The following is a 16,761-nucleotide window of genomic DNA, read 5'->3' as shown; positions in this document are numbered from 1 at the left end:
GCTGCCCGCCAGGCGTGGATGTGACCCGGCCCGGCGTGGAGCGGTTCCCCGGCGGCTCGACCTCGATCATCGCGACACCGGGGCTGAGGTCGTCCGCTGGCGAGCTCGTCGAACTTCTTGGGCCGAGTGGACTCGAGGACGTTCATGATCCCTCCCTTGATCCACGGGCGAGCGGCCCGGCGAGGAGCCCGATCGCGTCCTCCCGGCGCGCTCGCCCAAGACCATTTTGTCGCGGCACGGGGGCCACCCCCCAGGTGGTGAACCCTGCCAGCTCGAGGTGGGCCGGGAACGCGAAGTGCGCCCGAGTGGCGGCGTCGGCGTCGGCGTCCGGTCGGTCCTCCCGCGCGACTCGGTCACGCGGCTCCAGCACGTCGGCTCGGCCAGCCGGCCCAGGCCACGGTCGCGCGGCTGGCCACATTCCTCACGATGTCGGGCGGCAGGGTCGCGACGATCTCGGTGTAGGCCCCGTCCGGGGTGGCAGCGATCGGCCAGGCCAGGGACCGCATGAGCGCGAGCACCGGGCGGTTGTCGGAGAGCACGGTCGCCGTGAAGTGGGTGATGCCAGCCTCGCCGGCGAGCACGGCGAGCTCGCGGACCAGCCGGCTGGAGACCCGGCGTCCGTGGTGACTGTCGGCGAGCTCGACGGCAACCTCCGCGTGGTCGGGTTGCTGCGAGGACCTGAAGTACTGCGCGATCCCGACGAGGGGGCCTGCGTCGAACGCCCCGACGGCCACGTGGGTGGGACTGAGCGCCACGAAGCGTGCGATGTCGGCCGGCTCGAAGGACCGCACCGGGCGGAAGTAGCGCTGGTAGCGCGACTGCGGGGACATCCGCTCGACGAGGTCCCTCACGTGGTGCCCGTCGTCGGGCGTGAGACAGCGCAGGTGGATGGTGTCGGCGGCCCGGTCACCGGTGTTCCGGCGCTCCCGGGCGGCAGCCATGAGGGGGATGTTCATCGGAGTGTCTCTCTGGGCCGAGTCTCGGCTCGGGCCCGTGCAGCGGTGGGGGCTAGGCGGTGGCCGTGCCGGCGATGTGGGGGTTGAACGGCAGGAACGGCGAGTGGATCCGGTAGTGGGTGAGCTCGACGCGCGCGAAACCCGCGGACCCGATCGCGCTCGCGAGGTCCCGCTCGCACGAACAGCCCTCGAAGAGCCACGCCCACGGCCGACGCAGCGCCCGCTGCACCCAGCGCGTCGGCGTGCCCGGCTCGGCTGCCACGTGCTCGGCGAACGCGAACCGACCACCGGGCCGCAGGACGCGGCGGACCTCGGCGAGGACGGCATACGGGTCACTGACGCTGCACAGGACGAGGCTGGAGATGACGACCTCGGCACTCGCGTCGGGCAGGTCGATCCGTTCGCCGACGACGCTGCGGATCTCGAGGTCGACGCCGTGTGACCGGGCCGTCCGCCGGAGCCGGGCGTGCATGTGGGGGTTGGGTTCGACCGCGATGAGGCGCGCGCCGTCGGGCAGGTGGCGCAGGTTCGCGCCGACTCCCGCCCCCAGCTCGACCACGGTCGACGGCAGCTCGGCGAACGCGATGGCCTTGCCCTGGCGCATGTGCCAGTTGATGTAGCCACCCATGACCCAGAAGAAGGCCGAGTTGAACCGACCGCGGACCGGGTGCGCCACGAAGTCCGCGACATCCTTGCGGTCCTCGAGGTCGACAAAGGCACGGGTGTGCCGTGTGGTCACCGAGGCGGTCTGCGCGAGTTCTGTGCTCATGCATCGAGCGTGCCGGTGGCGGTCAGACGCCGTCAGCAGTGGAAATACCGCAGTTGGGGGATCAGCCGCCGGCGTGGGAGGCGACGTACCAAGCCGCGACCTGGGCCCGGGACCGGAACCCGAGCCGGTCACGGATCCGTTCGACGTGTGACTCGGCGGTTCGTTCGCTGATGACGAGCTCCTCGGAGATCTGCCGGTTCGACCACCCCTGCGCCACGAGCGCCGCCACCTGCGTCTGGCGCGAGGTCAGCGTGGGCGGCGCCTCGGGCAGGAGGGCGGGCAGGCCGAGGCCTCGGCGCATCGCGTCGAGCACGGAGCGCGAGTCACCGGCGAAGGGGATGTGGGTGCGTCCGCCCAGCACGGTCAGGTTTGCTCCGCCGATGCCGGCAGCCAAGCGTTCACCCTCGGCCAGGGGGACGGCGCGGTCGCCCCGGCGGTGGATGACCGAGGTCGGTGCCACGATCCGGGCGAGGTCGTCGGAGACGTCGATGTCGTAGCAGGCCGCCAGCAGCTGGTGCGCCCATCCAGCAGACGACGACTCCCGCTGGTAGCGGGAGAACATGGCGCGGAACCCGGCGTCGGCCTCGGGGGCGAAGATCTCCGTCAGCACGTCCGAGGCGAGGCCCCAGTGCTGGTCGACGAGACCGAGGACGTGCTCCCGTATGCCGGGTGGGGCCACCGCGGCACCGTCGACCCACCCGCCGTAGAGCACCAGGCGCCTCACTGACTCCGGATGACGAGCCGCCCACCTCGCCGCGAGGGGCGCACCGAAGGAGGCGCCGAGGAGGTCGAACCGGTCGGCCCCGACCGCCGCCGCGACCGCGCTGAGGACCTCCATCTCCAGGTCGACGACGTCCGAGCGGCTGGTCGTGCCGGACAGCCCGCACCCGGGTCTGTCGTAGCGGACGAGGGTCCGACCGGTGCAAAGACCCTCGTAGAACTCACGCTCGGCCGGCACCGCCCACCCCAGCTCGAGATGCGACACCCACCCCGGGACGTGGATCGCCACCGGTCCCCTGCCCGCCACGGCGAACCGGACCGCCGTCCCGTCAGCCAGGGTGGCCGACCCGAGCTCCTGCTCCACGAGCCACAGTCTGGTGGGCGGGAGCGGTCGACGGAAGCGGGCGGCGTGGCGCACCCTCGCTCCGAGAGGGGTCAGGCCGGGAGCGCGAGGTTCCGGTGGCGCATCCCGACGGCCGAGGTGACCGCCAGCAGTGCGGCGGTCACGGCCAGCCCCAGGATCGGAGCGACGGTGACGGCGGCCGCCGGTGCGTTGGGCACGTGGGTGAAGGGCGAGAAGTTCAGCAACCAGGACGGCAGCCCCAAGGAGGCACCGAACATGGGGCCGACGACGATGAAGACGACCACCAGCGCCCACAACAGCCCGGTGGCCCACTTCGGGGCCACTGCGGCCATCGCCACGGCAGCAGCACCGACGACCGCGACGGCGGGGATCTGGACGAGGGCGGCGACGACGAGGTCACCCAGCAGCGGCCCGGCCTCGCCGAGCGCGCCGCCGCCCGACACGGCCATCGCCACCGCGAAGCCGAGCATCAGCACCATGGCGCCGACGAGGGCGTTGAGGGCGTAGGCGCCCAGCCAGTGGAGGCGCGAGACCGCCGTCGCCAGCACCGACTCGAGGATGCCCTGCGACTCGTCACGGTGAAGGCGCAGCATGAGCGTCACCACGTAGATCGACACGTCTGTCCCCGCGATCTGCATCATCGACGCCCAGTAGGCGCCGATGAGGTCGACGTCGCCGCCGAACGCGTCGTACCACTCGGTCCCGGCACCGTCCTGCCCCGCGATCTGGTCGCTGAGGGCCCCGAAGATCAGGCCGATGCCGACCAAAGCCGCAGCCCAGCCGAGCAGCGTGCTTCGCTGCAGTCGCCAGACCAGGCCCGCCGGGCTCAACAGGGCTGGGTGCGCGGAGGCGGCGCCCCGGCGCTCGGCCCACATCCCACGTCCCACGTCACGCCGGCCGACGAGGACGACCGCCGTCGCGAAGAGCCCGGCCAGGGCCAGGACGGCCACGGACGCTGGCCACCAGAGGTTGTCGGCGTACGGTCGCATCTGCTGGCCCCAGCCGATGGGCGACAGCCACGCCGGCCAGGCGCTGGTCACCCGCAGAGCCGCCCCGTCCACCGTCCCCATCATGTTGCCGAGGGCCGCGAGCACGAACGCTGCGCCCAGTCCGGCGCTCGCGAGGCCGGTCGCCCCGCGGCTGGTCGACGACAGCTGCGACGTCACTGCAGCCACTCCGGGTGAAGAACACCCCCACGACGCCGATCGACGCGCCGCCGACCAGCGACCCTGCGACGGGCTGTCCGGCGACCACCAGCCCGAGCGCGATGGTGAGGGCGAGCGCCACGTTCGCGGCGAGGGTGACCGCGGTCGCCGCGGCCAGGGAGGCGTACCGACCGACGACGACCGCACCCAGCATCTCCTCGCGCCCCAGCTCCTCGGACTGCCGAGTGTGACGCACCACCGCCAGCACGCTCATCATGGCGGCCAGGACGGCGAGGGTCAGCGCGTCCCGGTGGAGGGTGTATCCGCCGACACTCGCTCCGGTCACGAGCCCCAGCACCCGCATGCCCGGGTTCTCCACGACGATCCGGGTGTCCTGCTCCAGGAGAACGGGGTTGGTGGCGAACCTGTCGTCGAACAGGGCCGTCGTGACCGCCACGAAGGCTCCCATGCCGAGAACCCAGGCCGGGAGGGTGAGCCGGTCACGGCGCAGTGCGAGGCGCAGCAGCCTCGCACTGCCGGTGAACCCGGTCATCGTGCCCTCACCGCCCCAGAGGGCAGGGCCGGCTCATGCTCGGCCTCGGCGCGGAGGTTCTCGCCGTAGTGCCGCAGGAAAAGCTCCTCGAGGGTCGGCGGCGAGGTCACCATCGAGCGCACCCGGTGCTCGACGAGGTGGGCGAGCACCTCGTTGGACGCACCGGCCTCGACACTGAACTCGGCGTGGCCGTCGTGCTGACGGGCGTCGTGCACGCCGGGCCAGCGCTCCACGGACTGCAGCGGACGGATGGCGTCCACGGCCACGGACGTCCGCGTGAGGTGGCGGAGCTCGGTGAACGTGCCGCTCTCGGCCGCCCGACCCGCCCGGATGATCGTCACGCGGTCGCACAGGGCCTCGACCTCGGACAGGATGTGGCTCGAGAGCAGGATGCTGCGCCCCGCTGCTCGCAGCTCCTGGACGACGTCCTGGAAGACTGCCTCCATGAGCGGGTCCAGCCCCGACGTGGGCTCGTCGAGCAGGTACAGCTCGACGTCGGAGGAGAGGGCGGCCACCAGGGCGACCTTCTGTCTGTTCCCCTTGGAGTACGCCCTGACCTTCTTCGTCGGGTCGAGCTGGAAGCGCTCGAGGAGCACCTCCCGGCGAGACGGGTCGAGGCCGCCGCGCAGGTCCCCGAGGAGGTCGATCGCCTCGCCGCCCGTGAGGTTGGGCCAGAGGTTCACCTCGCCGGGGACGTAGGCCAGACGTCGGTGCAGCGCGACCGCGTCACGCCAGGGGTCGCCGCCGAGGACGGACACCAGCCCCTCGTCCGCGTGCAGGAGGCCCAGCAGGACGCGGATCGTCGTCGTCTTCCCCGCACCGTTGGGGCCGAGGAACCCGTGCACCTCGCCGGCCTCAACCTGCAGATCGAGACGGTCCAGCGCCCGCGTGCTGGGGCCGAAGTTCTTCACCAGTCCGGAAACCGTGATCGCCGAGGCCACCGGAACCACTTCCTTCCACCGCTCCTCCTTCGAGGCCACACCCACCGCGGGTCGTCTTCGCCCACGGCTTCGGCTGCGACCAGAACATGTGGCGCCACGTCGCCCGCCAGTTCGAGGACGACCACCGCGTCATCCGCTTCGACTACGTCGGCTCCGGAGGGGCGCGGGCGCACTACGACCCCGAGCGCTACTCGTCCCTGACCCGCTACGCCGACGACGTGCTGCGGATCCTGCGCGAGCTGGAGCTGCGCGACGTCGTCTTCGTCGGGCACCACCGATGGCATCACCGAGGCCCGTAGCCCCGACGGCCTCGTCAGCGCAGTCCTCGCCGACGTCCTGCGCTTCCAGCGTGGTCTGCCGGAGGACGACATCGCCATGATCGCCCTGCACACCTCCCCGGGGTGAGCCCGACGACCGGTCGCCCGCGCGACGGTCGGCGTGCCGCCCTGAACCGAGCGACGGCTGGTCCGGGGCCATGAGCCCGGCTCCGTTTTGACTATGGCGGGCTCGCTGGCTCGATGCCTTACTGGATGATGCGGCCGCATCACGTGGCCGGGCGGCATTCACGCTCTCCTGACGACACCCGGTGCGACCCAGTCCACAACTGCATGCCGGTGCGAGAAGGAGACTCATCATGCTGCGAGGTCGATCTGTCGCTGTCGTCACGGTGACCGTTGGGGCGCTCTTGGGCGTACTCGGCACGAACAGCGCCACGGCGAAACCACCCACGGGGACCGATGCCAGCGAGGTGACCCGCTGGAACGAGCTCGCCGCAGCCACGCTCGGCGCGGTTCCGCCCCCGAACGGTGGTGCCCCGCCGGCATTCCAGATCAACATGGGCATCGTCCAGGGCGCCGTGTACGACGCCGTCAACGCGATCGGGCCGAAGAAGCACCGGCCCTACGTGCTCAAGAGACGAGCCGGGGCCCGGGCCTCGGTCGACGCCGCGGTGGCGACGGCCGCCTTCCACGTCCTCGACGCGCTCGTCTCGACGGCACCGGAACGGGCACCCTTCCCGGATCGCGACGACCTGCTGACCACGTTGTCCACGACCTACGAGTCCTCGCTCGCCGCCATCGCGGACAACGCCTTCAAGCGGCAGGGCATCAGGGTGGGACACGCCGCGGCGGAGGCCATGCTCGACAAGAGGAGGGGGGACGGGCGGTTCGGTCCGTCGGCCTGGGTGCCGAACCCCGCCCCCGGGCACTGGCAGCCGATCGTCACCAACGGCGTGGCGGCGCTCGACCCCACCCCGTGGGCAGGCAACGTGCGGCCCTTCCTCATGAAGAGCTCCTCGCAGTTCCGCTCGGCCCCGCCCCCCGATCTCGAGAGTGCACAGTGGGCCACCGAGTACAACGAGGTCAAGGCCCTGGGACGGGCCACCGGCTCCACGCGGACCGACGACCAGACCTACATTGCCCGGTGGTGGCAGAGCGCGCCCGTCCACAGCTGGAACGAGGTCGCCCGACAGCTCATTGCGCGGACGGACCTCGACGCCGCCGACAGCGCGCGCCTGCTCGCCCTGCAGAACATGGCCGGGGCCGACGCGTCGATCACCTGCTGGAACGACAAGTACCACTTCGACTTCTGGCGGCCCTGGAACGCCATAAAGCGCGGCGACGAGGACAACAACCCGATGACCGTCGCCGACCCGACGTGGACGTCCCTCATCGCCGCGCCGTACCCGGAGTGGACCTCGGGACACAACTGCCAGGACGGTGTGCACACCGAGGTCCTGCGCATGTTCTTCGGTGACGACCCCGTGGGCGGCACCTACCACATCACGAGCAAGGCGACGAACCACGGAGGGTCGGCGGTGCGGACGTTCGACACGTTCACGCAGCCGCTCACCGAGCTCATCGAGGCCCGCATCTGGGCCGGGCTGCACTACCGCAGCGCAGACGTGGCGGGCCAGCTGCTCGGCCGCAACGTCGCCAACTACGGAGCGGCACACTTCGCCCAGCCGGTGGGCCGCCGCTAGCGGCACCGACCTGGGACGGGTTTCGGCCCGGGGGCTTCGGCCCTCGGGCCGGACTCAGGTCAGAGCTTGGTCATCTTGCGGAAGGGAGTGGCGATCCGCACGGTCGCGCTGCTGAAGTCGACCGTCGCACCGGTGCTGTCGACGCCGATGACCCGACCCAGGCCGTAGGAGTCGTGACAGACCCGGTCGTCGACCGCGAACTCCTCGACGACCGGCTCGGGCTGAGCCATGAAGGGGCTGCTGGCATGACGAGGGCGCGGGTTCACGGGTGAGGTGGGCATCCACACCATTATGTCCGCAAGGGCGCCCAGCGGCAACGCCGTCCACCGGCCACGAGGTCACGTGTCAGTGACAGGATGACGGCCATGCAGACCCATGAGACCTCCGCCATCGTCACCGGCGGCGCCTCCGGCCTGGGGGCCGCGACCGCCGCCGCCCTCGCCGCGCAGGGCGTCCACGTCTTCGCGCTCGACCTCGCCCAGGGCATCGAACAGGCCGCTCAGGTGGACGGCGTGACCTACGTCGCGACCGACGTCACCGACGAGGAGCAGGTCCGCTCCGCCGTCGCCCGGGCGAGCAGCGACCCGGCCGTCCCCCTGCGGTTCGTCGTCAACTGCGCCGGCATCGGTCCGAGCGCCCGCATCCTCGGAAAGAAGGGCGTGCACGACCTCTCGCTCTACCGCAGGGTCATCGAGATCAACCTCGTCGGCTCGTTCACCGTCCTCGCGCTCGCCTCCGAGGCCATCGCGCGGACCGAGCCGGACGTCGACGGCCAACGCGGCGTCATCGTCAACACGGCGAGCATCGCCGCCTACGACGGCCAGGTGGGCCAGGCGGCATACGCCTCCTCCAAGGGCGCCATCGTCGGTCTCACCCTGCCGGCCGCCCGCGACCTCGCCCAGTACGGCATCCGCGTCTGCACGATCGCACCCGGCATCGTCGAGACGCCGATGCTCGCGACCGTCTCCAACGAGTTCCGCGCCGGGCTCGCGGCCGGCATCCCGTTCCCGCAGCGGTTGGCGCGCCCCGACGAGTACGCCAAGCTGGCCCTGGCCATCATCGACCACGACTACCTCAACGGCGAGACGATCCGCATGGACGGCGCCCTGCGGATGGCCCCACGCTGACCCGCCGACAGGTGACCCGATGAGCCACAGCCACAGCGACCACCACCCCGACTCCCACCACGACCCCGACCCCCACCACGACCACGGCCACTTCGACGCCGCCGCCAGCACGTGGGACGACGACCCCGCCAAGGTCGAGCGCGCCCGGGCCACGGCAGCCCTGCTCCGGGCGACCCTCGGGCTCCGCGGCACCGAGCGGGTCCTCGAGCTCGGCGGCGGCACCGGCCAGCTCAGCCTCGCCCTCGCCGCCGACGTCGCCTCGGTGCTCGTCACCGACGCCTCGGCGGGGATGGTCGAGGTGGCCCGCGCCAACATCGACCGCGCCGGGTGCGCCGACCGCCTCACCGCGCAGCGGCTGGACCTCGTCACCGACCCGGCCCCGGGCGGTCGGTTCGACGGGGCGTGGGCCCAGCTCGCGCTGCACCACGTCCGTGAGGTGGACCTCCTGCTCGGTCGCGTCAAGGACGTCCTCGTCCCCGGCGGCTGGCTGGCCGTCGTCGATCTCGATGACGACCGGGCCGGCGCCTTCCACGCCGACCAGGGGGACTTCACCGGTCACGACGGCTTCGACCGCGACGCGTTCGCGGCCCGCCTGCGGCACCTGGGGTTCCACGACGTCACCGTGTCCGATGCCGGGTCGGTCGAGAAGGAGCTCGGCGGCGACCACCAGGGTCGGGGCACCTTCACGACCTTCCTCGCCGTCGCCCACGCCTGAGGTCCTGCCTCCATGAGCCGCACGCTGCGTGACGACCTCGGCCACACCGTGGTCCTGCCCGACCGCCCCGTGTGCCGGGTGGTCTCGCTCGTGCCCTCCCTCACCGAGGCGGTGGCGGCGACCGCGCCGGACGCCCTCGTCGGGGCCACGGACTGGTGCAGCCACCCGGCCGACCTCCACGTCGCGCGGGTGCGCGGCACCAAGAACCCGGACCGGGCGGGCGTCGCCGCGCTCGAGCCGGACCTCGTCGTCGCCAACAAGGAGGAGAACCGGGAGCTCGACGTCACCCGGCTCCGCGAGGGCGGCGTCCCCGTCTGGGTCACCGACATCGAGACCGTGCCGCAGTCCCTGGCGTCGATGCGCCGGCTCCTCGTCGACGCGTGCGGCTGGGACGAGCCGCCGTGGCTCGTCGCCGCCGAGCGCCTGTGGTCCGGCGGCGCCCCGCGGCCGCACACCCGCGTCATCGTGCCGATCTGGCGCGACCCGTGGATGGTCGTCGGCCACCCGACGTTCACGGCCGACCTGCTCGCCCGTCTCGGCCTCGAGGTCGTCACGGCCGGGGTCGAGGGGCGCTACCCGCCGGTGGACGTCGAACGCCTCGACGCCGCCGGTGCCGACGTCGTGCTCCTCCCGGACGAGCCCTACGTCTTCACAGCGGAGGACGGCCCGGAGGTGTTCGAACGCACGCCCACCCGGCTCGTGAACGGGCGGCTGCTCACCTGGTACGGGCCGTCCCTCGTGGACGCCCGCGCCGTCCTCGACGGCCCGGTCTGACCGCCACTCAGTCGGAGTAGAGGACGCGGAAGCGCTCGCACACGACCGGCATGTCGGCTGCGAACCCATGGTCGTGCCCGGCCTCCGCGGTGAAGAACCGCTGGTGCACGTCACGCCAGTGCGCGAGCGACCGGTCGCCCTCGCCCTCGAGACGCGCGTGCTCCTCGTCGACGCGGTCGAAGGGCACGACCGCCACGTCCGTGGTCTCGATGAGGGCCCGGGGCCGGCCCGAGCCGTCGAGGATGATGCTCAGCGCGCCTCGCTCGGGCAGCGGCTCGTCCTCGGCCTCGTAGTCCCGGGCCGCGCTCGCCGTGGCGGTCTTCGTCCCGGCGAGCACGAGCGCGAGCAGCTCGTCGGCCTGCTCGGCGCCGGCCCCGAACGACCACGCGGGCGGGGGCACCGACTCCAGCGGTGTGGGACCGAAGTAGGTGGGGACCCCGTCGATCCTGGCGTGGGCGCGGGCGACGTCCCAGAAGGTGCGGACCTCGTCGTCGTCGATCATCGGGCCAGCGTCGCACGACCCGGATTTCACGGGCGCGCGGGTGGCCGTGTAATGTCTCCGACGCACTCAGCCCGGGCCAGACCCGGTGTCTGGAACGCCCCCTTAGCTCAGTCGGTAGAGCGTTTCCATGGTAAGGAAAAGGTCGTCGGTTCGATTCCGACAGGGGGCTCAGGTCAGGGCCATCACCACCGCGTGGCGACCCCGGACCCCAAGGCGGGGTAGCTCAGCTGGTTAGAGCGCACGACTCATAATCGTGAGGTCGCGGGATCGAGCCCCGCTCCCGCTACACCGCGTGATTTCAGGGAACACCTGAACTCGCGTACTCTGTTGTGCTGGCGTCGCGCGTTCCCCGCAGCGCGAGTGCCGACACACTTCACACCACGTTCAATTTCGAGAGCAGGTTGCCCCGATGGCCAAGGCCACTGACGTCCGCCCCAAGATCACCATGGCGTGCACGGAGTGCAAGGAGCGCAACTACATCACCAAGAAGAACCGTCGGAACGACCCCGACCGTCTCGACCTGGCGAAGTTCTGCCCGCGCTGCAAGAAGCACACGACGCACCGCGAGACCCGCTGACCCCAGCGCCTCGTCCGACGAAGCCGCCCCACCCCACGGTGCCGGGCGGCTTCGTCGTTCCCCAGTCCCTAGAGTGGGCCCATGACTGAGACCTCCGGTGTGAACGCCGACTTCGTGGGGCGCACCTACCCACCGAGCGGACCGTATGCCGTGAGCGCGGCCGAGATCGCCGCGTTCGCCGACGCGGTCGGTTCCGTTGACCCGCTGCACCGCGACCCCGAGGCCGCGCGAGCGGCCGGGTACGCGGACGTCATCGCGCCACCGACGTTCGCCGTGACGATCGCGCAGCAGTGCGACCGGGCCTACGTCATGGACCCCGAGGCGGGTGTCGACTACAGCCGGGTGGTCCACGGCGAGCAGCGCTTCGTCCACCACCGCCCCATCACCGCCGGGGACGAGCTGACCGGCGAGCTCACCGTCGACTCCATCCGGATGGCCGGTGGCCACGCGATGATCACGACGCGCACCGAGCTCGGCGCCGCCGGCGAGCCGGTCTGCACCTCGACCTCGACCATCGTCGTCCGGGGAGGCGAGGACCAGTGACCGTCCGCACCGTCGCCGAGACCGCCGTCGGGGACACCCTCGGCCCGGTCACCGTGCCCGTCGGGCGTGAGACCCTCGTGTCCTACGCGAAAGCCTCCGGCGACCAGAACCCCATCCACCAGGACGAGCAGTTCGCCACGTCCGTCGGCCTGCCCGACGTCATCGCCCACGGCATGTGGACCATGGGGGCGGCCGGCTCGGTCGTCTCCGGCTGGGCCGGGGGAGCGGGACGTGTCGTCGAGTTCGGCACCCGCTTCACCAAGCCCGTCGTCGTGCCGGCTGCCGGAGCGGAGATCGAGGTCGGTGGTGTCGTCAAGGCGCTCGACGCGGACACCGGTCGCGCCACGGTCGAAATGACGGTCACGGCAGAGGGCGCCAAGGTCCTCGGCCGCTGCGTCGCCGTCGTCCAGCTCGACTGATGCAGGAGCTCCACGACACCCCGCTCGCCGAGCACACGACGATGCGGGTCGGTGGTCCGGCCCAGCGGCTCGTCGTCGTCGAGACGATCGACGAGCTCGTCGACGCCGTGCGCGAGGTCGACGACGCCGACGAGCGCCTCCTCGTCCTCGGGGGCGGGTCCAACCTCGTCATCGCCGACGCGGGCTTCCCGGGGACGGTCGTCAAGATCGCGACGTCGGGGATCGAGCCGGAGTCGGTCGACGCCTGCGGGGGAGCGATGGTCCGCGTCGCCGCGGGCGAGGTGTGGGACGACGTCGTCGTCCGGGCGGTCGCGGAGGGATGGTCCGGGGTCGAGGCCCTGAGCGGCATACCCGGGTCGAGCGGTGCGACACCGGTGCAGAACGTCGGCGCCTACGGTCAGGAGGTCGCGCAGACCATCGCGCGGGTCCGGGTCTGGGACCGGCAGACGCAGGCGGTGCGCACGCTCACGGCCGCCGAGTGCGCGTTCACCTACCGACACTCGTTGTTCAAGGGGACCTCGCAGTACGTCGTGCTCGACGTCACCTTCCAGTTCGTCGTGGCCGACCTCTCGCGGCCCGTCGCCTACGCCGACCTCGCCCAGGGGCTCGGCGTCGAGGTCGGTGCCCGCGTGCCGCTCACGGACGCCCGCGAGGCGGTGCTCGAGCAGCGGCGCCGGCGCGGGATGGTGCTCGACGACGCCGACCGCGACACGTGGAGCTGCGGCTCCTTCTTCACCAACCCGATCATGTCGGTGGCGCGCTTCGACGCGCTGGCGGAGCGGGTGCGCTCCGCGCTCGGCGACGACTGCGCGACGCCGCCGCGGTTCACCGACGCCAGCGGCGACGTCAAGACGAGCGCCGCATGGCTCATCGACAAGGCCGGCTTCGGCAAGGGCTTCGGACTGCCGGGGCCCGCCGCGCTCTCGACGAAGCACACCCTCGCGGTCACCAACCGCGGGTCGGCGACGGCGGCCGACGTCGCCGCGCTGGCGCGGCAGGTGCGCGACGGGGTGCACGACCGCTTCGGCGTCACCCTGGTCAACGAACCGGTCTTCGTCGGCCACGACCTCTGAGAGGACCCGTCATGCAGACGCTCACCCTCCAGGTGCGCACCGGAGGCGAGGACGTCGTCCTCGACCTCACCGACCGGTGCGCGGACTTCGTGCGGGAGCTGGGGGACGGGCTGCTGCACGTCTTCGTCCCGCACGCGACGGCCGGCATCGCGATCATTGAGACCGGGGCGGGCTCGGACGGCGACCTGCTCGCGGCGCTGGCCGACCTGTTGCCCGCCGACGACCGGTGGTGGCACCGGCACGGCACCCCCGGGCACGGCCGGTCACACGTCATGCCGGCGCTGGTCCCGCCCTACGCCAGCGTGCCGGTCGCGGCCGGCCACCTCGCCCTCGGCACGTGGCAGAGCATCTGCCTCGTCGACCTCAACGTCGACAACCACGACCGGAGCGTCCGGCTCGACTTCCTCGCGGGCTAGACCTCAGGCGGCGCGGCGCAGCTTGAGCGTGACCGATCGGCCGCCGGCACGCGCGGCGTCGTGCGACTCCGCGAGCTGCTGGCGGGCGAGGTCGCGCAGCTCGGCCATCTGCGGTGTGACCTCTGCGAGGGTCAGCTCGGTCTCGATGACGTCGAGGTCCAGACCCCAGACGTCGACGAGGATGCGTCGCAGGTAGCCGGTGGCGTGGTCCCAGCCCTCGCGGGGGGTGCCCTCGGCGTAGCCGCCACCGCGGGCGATGACGAGGAACGCGGGCCTGCCCTTGACGGTCTCGGCGCCCGGCGCAAAGCGCGGGTCGGAGATGAGGGTGTCGATCCAGGTCTTGAGGTGCTGCGAGACGCCGAAGTTGTAGAGCGAGGTGGCGATGACGAGGACGTCGGCCGCCTCGACCTCGTCCGCGAGCTCGGCGGCGACCGCCCGGGCCGCGACCTGCTCGTCGCTGCGGTCGGGCTCGGGGACGAAGCCGGCGAAGGCGGAGGTGGCCCAGACGTCGCTGGGGAGGGGATGCTGCCCGACGTCGCGGCGGACGACGGTCGCGCCCGGGCCCTCCGCCTCGAGGATCGACGCCTCGAGGGTGTCGGCGACGGCTCGGCTGACCGAGCCCTCGGTACGGATGCTGGAGTCCAGCCGGAAGATCGTGCTCATCGTGTGCTCCTGGGATCGAGGGTGGCCGGGTCGTCTGCCAAGCAGATCATATGTCATGCCGATCATCGTGCATAACGATGATCGCTTTACCCACACGTGGCGCTAGACTTCGGGACATGGCCAAGGTGATCGACGCTCCCGATGTGCTGCCGCACGGCGACGTCGCCATCGACCTCGGTCAGGCGTTGGGCGCCCTGCTGCGGCGCTACCTCGACGGTGCCCGGGACGCGGTCGATGACCTGCCCGGCGGTCCGCGAGGGTTCCAGGTCCTCTCCATCGCGGGTGAGGGGGTCTGCAGCAACCAGGCGACGATCGCGCAGCGGCTGGGCATCGACCGCACCGTCATGACCTACCTCGTCGACGACCTCGAGAAGGCCGGCATGGTCAGCCGGCGACCCGACCCGGCGGACCGGAGGGCCCGACAAGTCGTCCTCACCGCCACGGGTGACCGGACGCTGCGCACCGCGTCGGCCCGCATCGCGGAGGTCGAGCGCGACGTCCTCGGTGGACTCACCGACGACGAGGCCGCCCTCTTCCGGTCGCTCCTCGCCCGGGTCACCGCGGACGCACCGACCGACCACTCGGCGTGCTCCGGACCCGTACCGAGCTGCTGACGCCGCGACCTGGTCGGCGGTCGGGTCAGCGGCTGCGCAACGGCAGGGCGTGCAGCTCGAGCCCGCTGATCGCGCCGTCGCCCACCGTGCACGTCATGTAGGTGCAGTGCGGCTGGCTCCGCCGGTCCGTGGGGGACCCGGGGTTGAGCAGCCGCAGCCCGTCGTGCTCGGTGTCCCAGGGGATGTGGCTGTGCCCGAACACGAGGACGTCGAGGTCGGGGTGTGCCACGCGCATGCGTTCTCCCCGGCGGGCCCTGGCGCCGGTCTCGTGGACGACCCCCCACACCAGGCCGCCCAGCTCGACCCGGGCCACCTCGGGGAGCCGGCGGCGCAGCTCTGGTCCGTCGTTGTTGCCCCAGACGCCGACGAGGCGGGTCGCCCTCGCCTCGAGGGCGTCGAGCAGGGCGGGAGCCATCCAGTCGCCAGCGTGGACGACGACCTCGGCAGCGTCCACCCCCTGCCACACCTGCGGGGGCAGGTCACGGGCGCGGGCGGGCACGTGGGTGTCGGAGATGAGCAGCAGCCTCAGCGCGGAGCCGCCGGCCGAACCCGAGTCAGGGTCAGTCGTCGAGGCGGTCAAGGTCGGTCAACGCCTCCTCCCAGCGGCGGCGCCGCTCCGAGGCATCCTGCTCCCACCACGGGGTGCCACGCTCGCCGAGGCCGTGCTTGGCGAGATCCACCCGGCGCCGGGACGCGGCGGGGTCCTCGCCCGACGTGGTGGCAGCCCGCACACCCGAGCGGCCGCGTCCCAGGTGCGACAGGAGGCGCTGCGCGACCTCGGGCGGCAGCTCGGGGTCCTGCCGCCGCCAGCGCCGACCGTTGACGACGAGCCACCGGTCGGGGTGCTCCTCGGGCGGGCGCACTGCCTCAGGCGCCACGGTGCGCCTCCGGTGTCGCCGGCGCACCGACGGGGTCGGCGGCCAGCCACGCGTCGATGTCGCAGAGGGCCGCATCCCTGACGGAGGCGGGCGCCCGCGACGCCCGCAGCGAGCCGCGCGCCAGCTCGGCGAGCTCGGCGTCCGTGAACTCGAGCAGCCGTGCGACCTCGTACTGAGCGACGAGCCGCGACCCGAAGATCAGCGGGTCGTCGGCGCCCAGCGCGACCGTCGCACCCGCGTCGACGAGCCGTCTCAGCGGCACGTCCTCAATCTCGTCGTAGACCCCGAGCGAGATGTTGCTCCCGGGGCACACCTCGAGCGCGACACCGTCGGCCGCCACCCGCTCCAGCGTGCGCGGATCCTCCACCGCCCGGACCCCGTGGCCGAGCCGGTCCGGCGCCAGCGACGACAGCGTGCGCTCGACCGCCTCCGGCCCCAGCAGCTCGCCCGCATGGGGTACCAGTGCCAGTCCGGCCCGGCGGGCGATGGCGAAGGCGGGCGCGAACGACTCCGTCTCACCACGGCGCTCGTCGTTGCTCAGCCCGAAGCCCACGACGGCACCGGGCCCCTCACCGGCATACCGCGCCGCGAGGCGGGCGAGCGTGCGTGACTCCAGCTCGTGGCGCATCCGTGAGGCCGCCACGATGATGCCGACCTGCGCCGCGCCGGGTTCGCGGGACACCGCCGCCGCCTCGTCGAGCACGATCTCGATCGCCGGGGTGATCCCCCCGACGAAGGGTGCGTACGACGTGGGGTCGACCTGCAGCTCGAGCCAGCGCGAGCCCTCGGCATCGTCGTCCAGGGCGGCCTCGCGCACGATCCGGCGCATCTCCGCCTCGCCGCGCACGCACGCGCGCGCCGCGTCGTACAGGCTCTGGAAGCGGAACCACCCGCGCTCGTCACGGGTCTCGAAGGTCACCGGCCAGTCGGCCTCGAGCGCCGAGGGCAGGCGCAGATCGTGGGCCCGCGACATCTCTCGCACGGTGTCGATGCGCATCGACCCGGTGAAGTGCAGGTGGAGGTGCGCCTTC

22 protein-coding genes, 2 tRNA genes and 1 pseudogene are annotated in these 16,761 nt (G+C 72.2%); 13 read left to right on the top strand and 12 right to left on the bottom strand.

The annotated features are described in order from the left end of the window. Positions 1-353 precede the first annotated feature (353 nt). The 6 genes from AC3EU2_RS04095 to AC3EU2_RS04070 all read right to left on the bottom strand — a co-directional run bounded on the left by AC3EU2_RS04095 (position 354) and on the right by AC3EU2_RS04070 (position 5,448). The gene (locus AC3EU2_RS04095) at positions 354-956 is read right to left on the bottom strand and encodes an N-acetyltransferase family protein (protein WP_488178454.1); all 603 of its coding nucleotides are present in this window, start codon (positions 954-956) and stop codon (positions 354-356) included. A 52-nt stretch (positions 957-1,008) separates the two neighbouring features. Continuing rightward, positions 1,009-1,725, bottom strand: coding sequence for a class I SAM-dependent methyltransferase (locus AC3EU2_RS04090; RefSeq protein WP_488178453.1), 717 nt, complete (start codon positions 1,723-1,725; stop codon positions 1,009-1,011). Positions 1,726-1,786: 61 nt separating this feature from the next. After that, positions 1,787-2,809: an alpha/beta fold hydrolase gene (locus AC3EU2_RS04085; protein ID WP_488178452.1), complete on the bottom strand. Its 1,023-nt coding sequence runs from the start codon at positions 2,807-2,809 to the stop codon at positions 1,787-1,789. A gap of 71 nt (positions 2,810-2,880) precedes the next feature. Beyond that, positions 2,881-3,759, bottom strand: coding sequence for a hypothetical protein (locus AC3EU2_RS04080; protein WP_488178451.1), 879 nt, complete (start codon positions 3,757-3,759; stop codon positions 2,881-2,883). After that, entirely contained in the window at positions 3,698-4,507 is an 810-nt protein-coding gene (locus tag AC3EU2_RS04075; RefSeq protein WP_488178450.1) for a hypothetical protein, read from the bottom strand. The genes AC3EU2_RS04080 and AC3EU2_RS04075 overlap by 62 nt, the downstream gene beginning before the upstream one ends. Beyond that, positions 4,504-5,448, bottom strand: a complete 945-nt coding sequence (locus tag AC3EU2_RS04070) for an ABC transporter ATP-binding protein (RefSeq protein ID WP_488178449.1) — start codon at positions 5,446-5,448, stop codon at positions 4,504-4,506. The genes AC3EU2_RS04075 and AC3EU2_RS04070 overlap by 4 nt, the downstream gene beginning before the upstream one ends. A 56-nt stretch (positions 5,449-5,504) precedes the next feature. Here AC3EU2_RS04070 and AC3EU2_RS04065 point away from each other — a divergent pair. After that, positions 5,505-5,747, top strand: a pseudogene (locus AC3EU2_RS04065) (alpha/beta fold hydrolase); the annotation flags it as partial. Positions 5,748-6,196: 449 nt separating this feature from the next. Then, positions 6,197-7,429: a vanadium-dependent haloperoxidase gene (locus AC3EU2_RS04060; protein ID WP_488178448.1), complete on the top strand. Its 1,233-nt coding sequence runs from the start codon at positions 6,197-6,199 to the stop codon at positions 7,427-7,429. 59 nt (positions 7,430-7,488) lie between these two features. On the opposite strand, the gene AC3EU2_RS04055 is transcribed toward AC3EU2_RS04060, so the two are convergent. Next, the gene (locus AC3EU2_RS04055; protein WP_052112482.1) at positions 7,489-7,710 is read right to left on the bottom strand and encodes a hypothetical protein; all 222 of its coding nucleotides are present in this window, start codon (positions 7,708-7,710) and stop codon (positions 7,489-7,491) included. An 84-nt stretch (positions 7,711-7,794) separates the two neighbouring features. Here AC3EU2_RS04055 and AC3EU2_RS04050 point away from each other — a divergent pair, with 84 nt between their 5' ends. From AC3EU2_RS04050 to AC3EU2_RS04040, 3 genes are read left to right on the top strand one after another with little or no spacing between them, the layout of a single operon-like run. Further along, positions 7,795-8,556, top strand: coding sequence for an SDR family NAD(P)-dependent oxidoreductase (locus tag AC3EU2_RS04050; RefSeq protein ID WP_488178447.1), 762 nt, complete (start codon positions 7,795-7,797; stop codon positions 8,554-8,556). 19 nt (positions 8,557-8,575) lie between these two features. After that, a complete protein-coding gene (locus AC3EU2_RS04045; protein ID WP_488178446.1) occupies positions 8,576-9,271 on the top strand; it encodes a class I SAM-dependent methyltransferase in 696 nt (231 codons plus the stop codon). Between the two features lie 12 nt (positions 9,272-9,283). Then, complete coding sequence (locus AC3EU2_RS04040; protein WP_488178445.1) at positions 9,284-10,045, top strand: helical backbone metal receptor; 762 nt, start codon at positions 9,284-9,286, stop codon at positions 10,043-10,045. Positions 10,046-10,052: 7 nt separating this feature from the next. Here AC3EU2_RS04040 and AC3EU2_RS04035 read toward each other — a convergent pair whose 3' ends face one another. After that, the gene (locus tag AC3EU2_RS04035) at positions 10,053-10,547 is read right to left on the bottom strand and encodes an ASCH domain-containing protein (RefSeq protein ID WP_488178444.1); all 495 of its coding nucleotides are present in this window, start codon (positions 10,545-10,547) and stop codon (positions 10,053-10,055) included. Positions 10,548-10,643: 96 nt separating this feature from the next. On the opposite strand from AC3EU2_RS04035, the gene AC3EU2_RS04030 reads away from it, so the two are divergent. The 7 genes from AC3EU2_RS04030 to AC3EU2_RS04000 all read left to right on the top strand — a co-directional run bounded on the left by AC3EU2_RS04030 (position 10,644) and on the right by AC3EU2_RS04000 (position 13,575). Next, positions 10,644-10,716, top strand: a tRNA-Thr gene (locus AC3EU2_RS04030). A 43-nt stretch (positions 10,717-10,759) separates the two neighbouring features. Then, positions 10,760-10,833, top strand: a tRNA-Met gene (locus AC3EU2_RS04025). Between the two features lie 123 nt (positions 10,834-10,956). After that, a complete protein-coding gene (gene rpmG, locus AC3EU2_RS04020) occupies positions 10,957-11,124 on the top strand; it encodes a 50S ribosomal protein L33 (protein ID WP_035931703.1) in 168 nt (55 codons plus the stop codon). An 81-nt stretch (positions 11,125-11,205) separates the two neighbouring features. Continuing rightward, complete coding sequence (locus AC3EU2_RS04015) at positions 11,206-11,667, top strand: FAS1-like dehydratase domain-containing protein (RefSeq protein ID WP_488178443.1); 462 nt, start codon at positions 11,206-11,208, stop codon at positions 11,665-11,667. Further along, complete coding sequence (locus tag AC3EU2_RS04010; protein WP_488178442.1) at positions 11,664-12,086, top strand: MaoC/PaaZ C-terminal domain-containing protein; 423 nt, start codon at positions 11,664-11,666, stop codon at positions 12,084-12,086. The genes AC3EU2_RS04015 and AC3EU2_RS04010 overlap by 4 nt, the downstream gene beginning before the upstream one ends. After that, entirely contained in the window at positions 12,086-13,159 is a 1,074-nt protein-coding gene (locus AC3EU2_RS04005; RefSeq protein WP_488178441.1) for a UDP-N-acetylmuramate dehydrogenase, read from the top strand. The genes AC3EU2_RS04010 and AC3EU2_RS04005 overlap by 1 nt, the downstream gene beginning before the upstream one ends. Before the next feature lie 11 nt (positions 13,160-13,170). Then, complete coding sequence (locus tag AC3EU2_RS04000; protein WP_488178440.1) at positions 13,171-13,575, top strand: secondary thiamine-phosphate synthase enzyme YjbQ; 405 nt, start codon at positions 13,171-13,173, stop codon at positions 13,573-13,575. A 3-nt stretch (positions 13,576-13,578) separates the two neighbouring features. Here the strand turns inward: AC3EU2_RS04000 and AC3EU2_RS03995 are convergent, their stop codons facing one another. Further along, positions 13,579-14,238, bottom strand: coding sequence for an FMN-dependent NADH-azoreductase (locus AC3EU2_RS03995; protein WP_488178439.1), 660 nt, complete (start codon positions 14,236-14,238; stop codon positions 13,579-13,581). A gap of 116 nt (positions 14,239-14,354) precedes the next feature. On the opposite strand from AC3EU2_RS03995, the gene AC3EU2_RS03990 reads away from it, so the two are divergent. Beyond that, on the top strand, positions 14,355-14,852 hold the full coding sequence (locus AC3EU2_RS03990; protein WP_488178438.1) for a MarR family winged helix-turn-helix transcriptional regulator: 498 nt from the start codon (positions 14,355-14,357) through the stop codon (positions 14,850-14,852). Between the two features lie 25 nt (positions 14,853-14,877). Here AC3EU2_RS03990 and AC3EU2_RS03985 read toward each other — a convergent pair whose 3' ends face one another. The 3 genes from AC3EU2_RS03985 to AC3EU2_RS03975 are packed head-to-tail and all read right to left on the bottom strand — an operon-like array spanning position 14,878 to position 16,727. Then, a complete protein-coding gene (locus tag AC3EU2_RS03985) occupies positions 14,878-15,432 on the bottom strand; it encodes a metallophosphoesterase family protein (RefSeq protein WP_488178437.1) in 555 nt (184 codons plus the stop codon). After that, complete coding sequence (locus tag AC3EU2_RS03980) at positions 15,413-15,730, bottom strand: 2-polyprenylphenol hydroxylase (protein ID WP_488178436.1); 318 nt, start codon at positions 15,728-15,730, stop codon at positions 15,413-15,415. The genes AC3EU2_RS03985 and AC3EU2_RS03980 overlap by 20 nt, the downstream gene beginning before the upstream one ends. Next, positions 15,720-16,727, bottom strand: coding sequence for an adenosine deaminase (locus AC3EU2_RS03975; RefSeq protein ID WP_488179431.1), 1,008 nt, complete (start codon positions 16,725-16,727; stop codon positions 15,720-15,722). The genes AC3EU2_RS03980 and AC3EU2_RS03975 overlap by 11 nt, the downstream gene beginning before the upstream one ends. Between the last annotated feature and the right edge of the window lie 34 nt (positions 16,728-16,761).

The organism is Knoellia sp. B-D-2, assembly GCF_057714695.1.
The sequence above is the reverse complement of the archived record's forward strand: the minus strand, read 5'-3'. Positions and strand labels throughout refer to the sequence as shown.

Bases quoted from the DNA above. Each gene is read 5' to 3' on its own strand.
- AC3EU2_RS04055 (WP_052112482.1), bottom strand. From the start codon at position 7,710: ATGCCCACCTCACCCGTGAACCCGCGCCCTCGTCATGCCAGCAGCCCC.
- rpmG (WP_035931703.1), top strand. From the start codon at position 10,957: ATGGCCAAGGCCACTGACGTCCGCCCCAAGATCACCATGGCGTGCACG.
- AC3EU2_RS04045 (WP_488178446.1), top strand. From the start codon at position 8,576: ATGAGCCACAGCCACAGCGACCACCACCCCGACTCCCACCACGACCCC.
- AC3EU2_RS04050 (WP_488178447.1), top strand. From the start codon at position 7,795: ATGCAGACCCATGAGACCTCCGCCATCGTCACCGGCGGCGCCTCCGGC.
- AC3EU2_RS04075 (WP_488178450.1), bottom strand. From the start codon at position 4,507: ATGACCGGGTTCACCGGCAGTGCGAGGCTGCTGCGCCTCGCACTGCGC.
- AC3EU2_RS03990 (WP_488178438.1), top strand. From the start codon at position 14,355: ATGGCCAAGGTGATCGACGCTCCCGATGTGCTGCCGCACGGCGACGTC.
- AC3EU2_RS04035 (WP_488178444.1), bottom strand. From the start codon at position 10,547: ATGATCGACGACGACGAGGTCCGCACCTTCTGGGACGTCGCCCGCGCC.
- AC3EU2_RS04040 (WP_488178445.1), top strand. From the start codon at position 9,284: ATGAGCCGCACGCTGCGTGACGACCTCGGCCACACCGTGGTCCTGCCC.
- AC3EU2_RS04090 (WP_488178453.1), bottom strand. From the start codon at position 1,725: ATGAGCACAGAACTCGCGCAGACCGCCTCGGTGACCACACGGCACACC.
- AC3EU2_RS04095 (WP_488178454.1), bottom strand. From the start codon at position 956: ATGAACATCCCCCTCATGGCTGCCGCCCGGGAGCGCCGGAACACCGGT.
- AC3EU2_RS04000 (WP_488178440.1), top strand. From the start codon at position 13,171: ATGCAGACGCTCACCCTCCAGGTGCGCACCGGAGGCGAGGACGTCGTC.
- AC3EU2_RS04015 (WP_488178443.1), top strand. From the start codon at position 11,206: ATGACTGAGACCTCCGGTGTGAACGCCGACTTCGTGGGGCGCACCTAC.
- AC3EU2_RS04005 (WP_488178441.1), top strand. From the start codon at position 12,086: ATGCAGGAGCTCCACGACACCCCGCTCGCCGAGCACACGACGATGCGG.
- AC3EU2_RS03975 (WP_488179431.1), bottom strand. From the start codon at position 16,727: ATGCGCATCGACACCGTGCGAGAGATGTCGCGGGCCCACGATCTGCGC.
- AC3EU2_RS03995 (WP_488178439.1), bottom strand. From the start codon at position 14,238: ATGAGCACGATCTTCCGGCTGGACTCCAGCATCCGTACCGAGGGCTCG.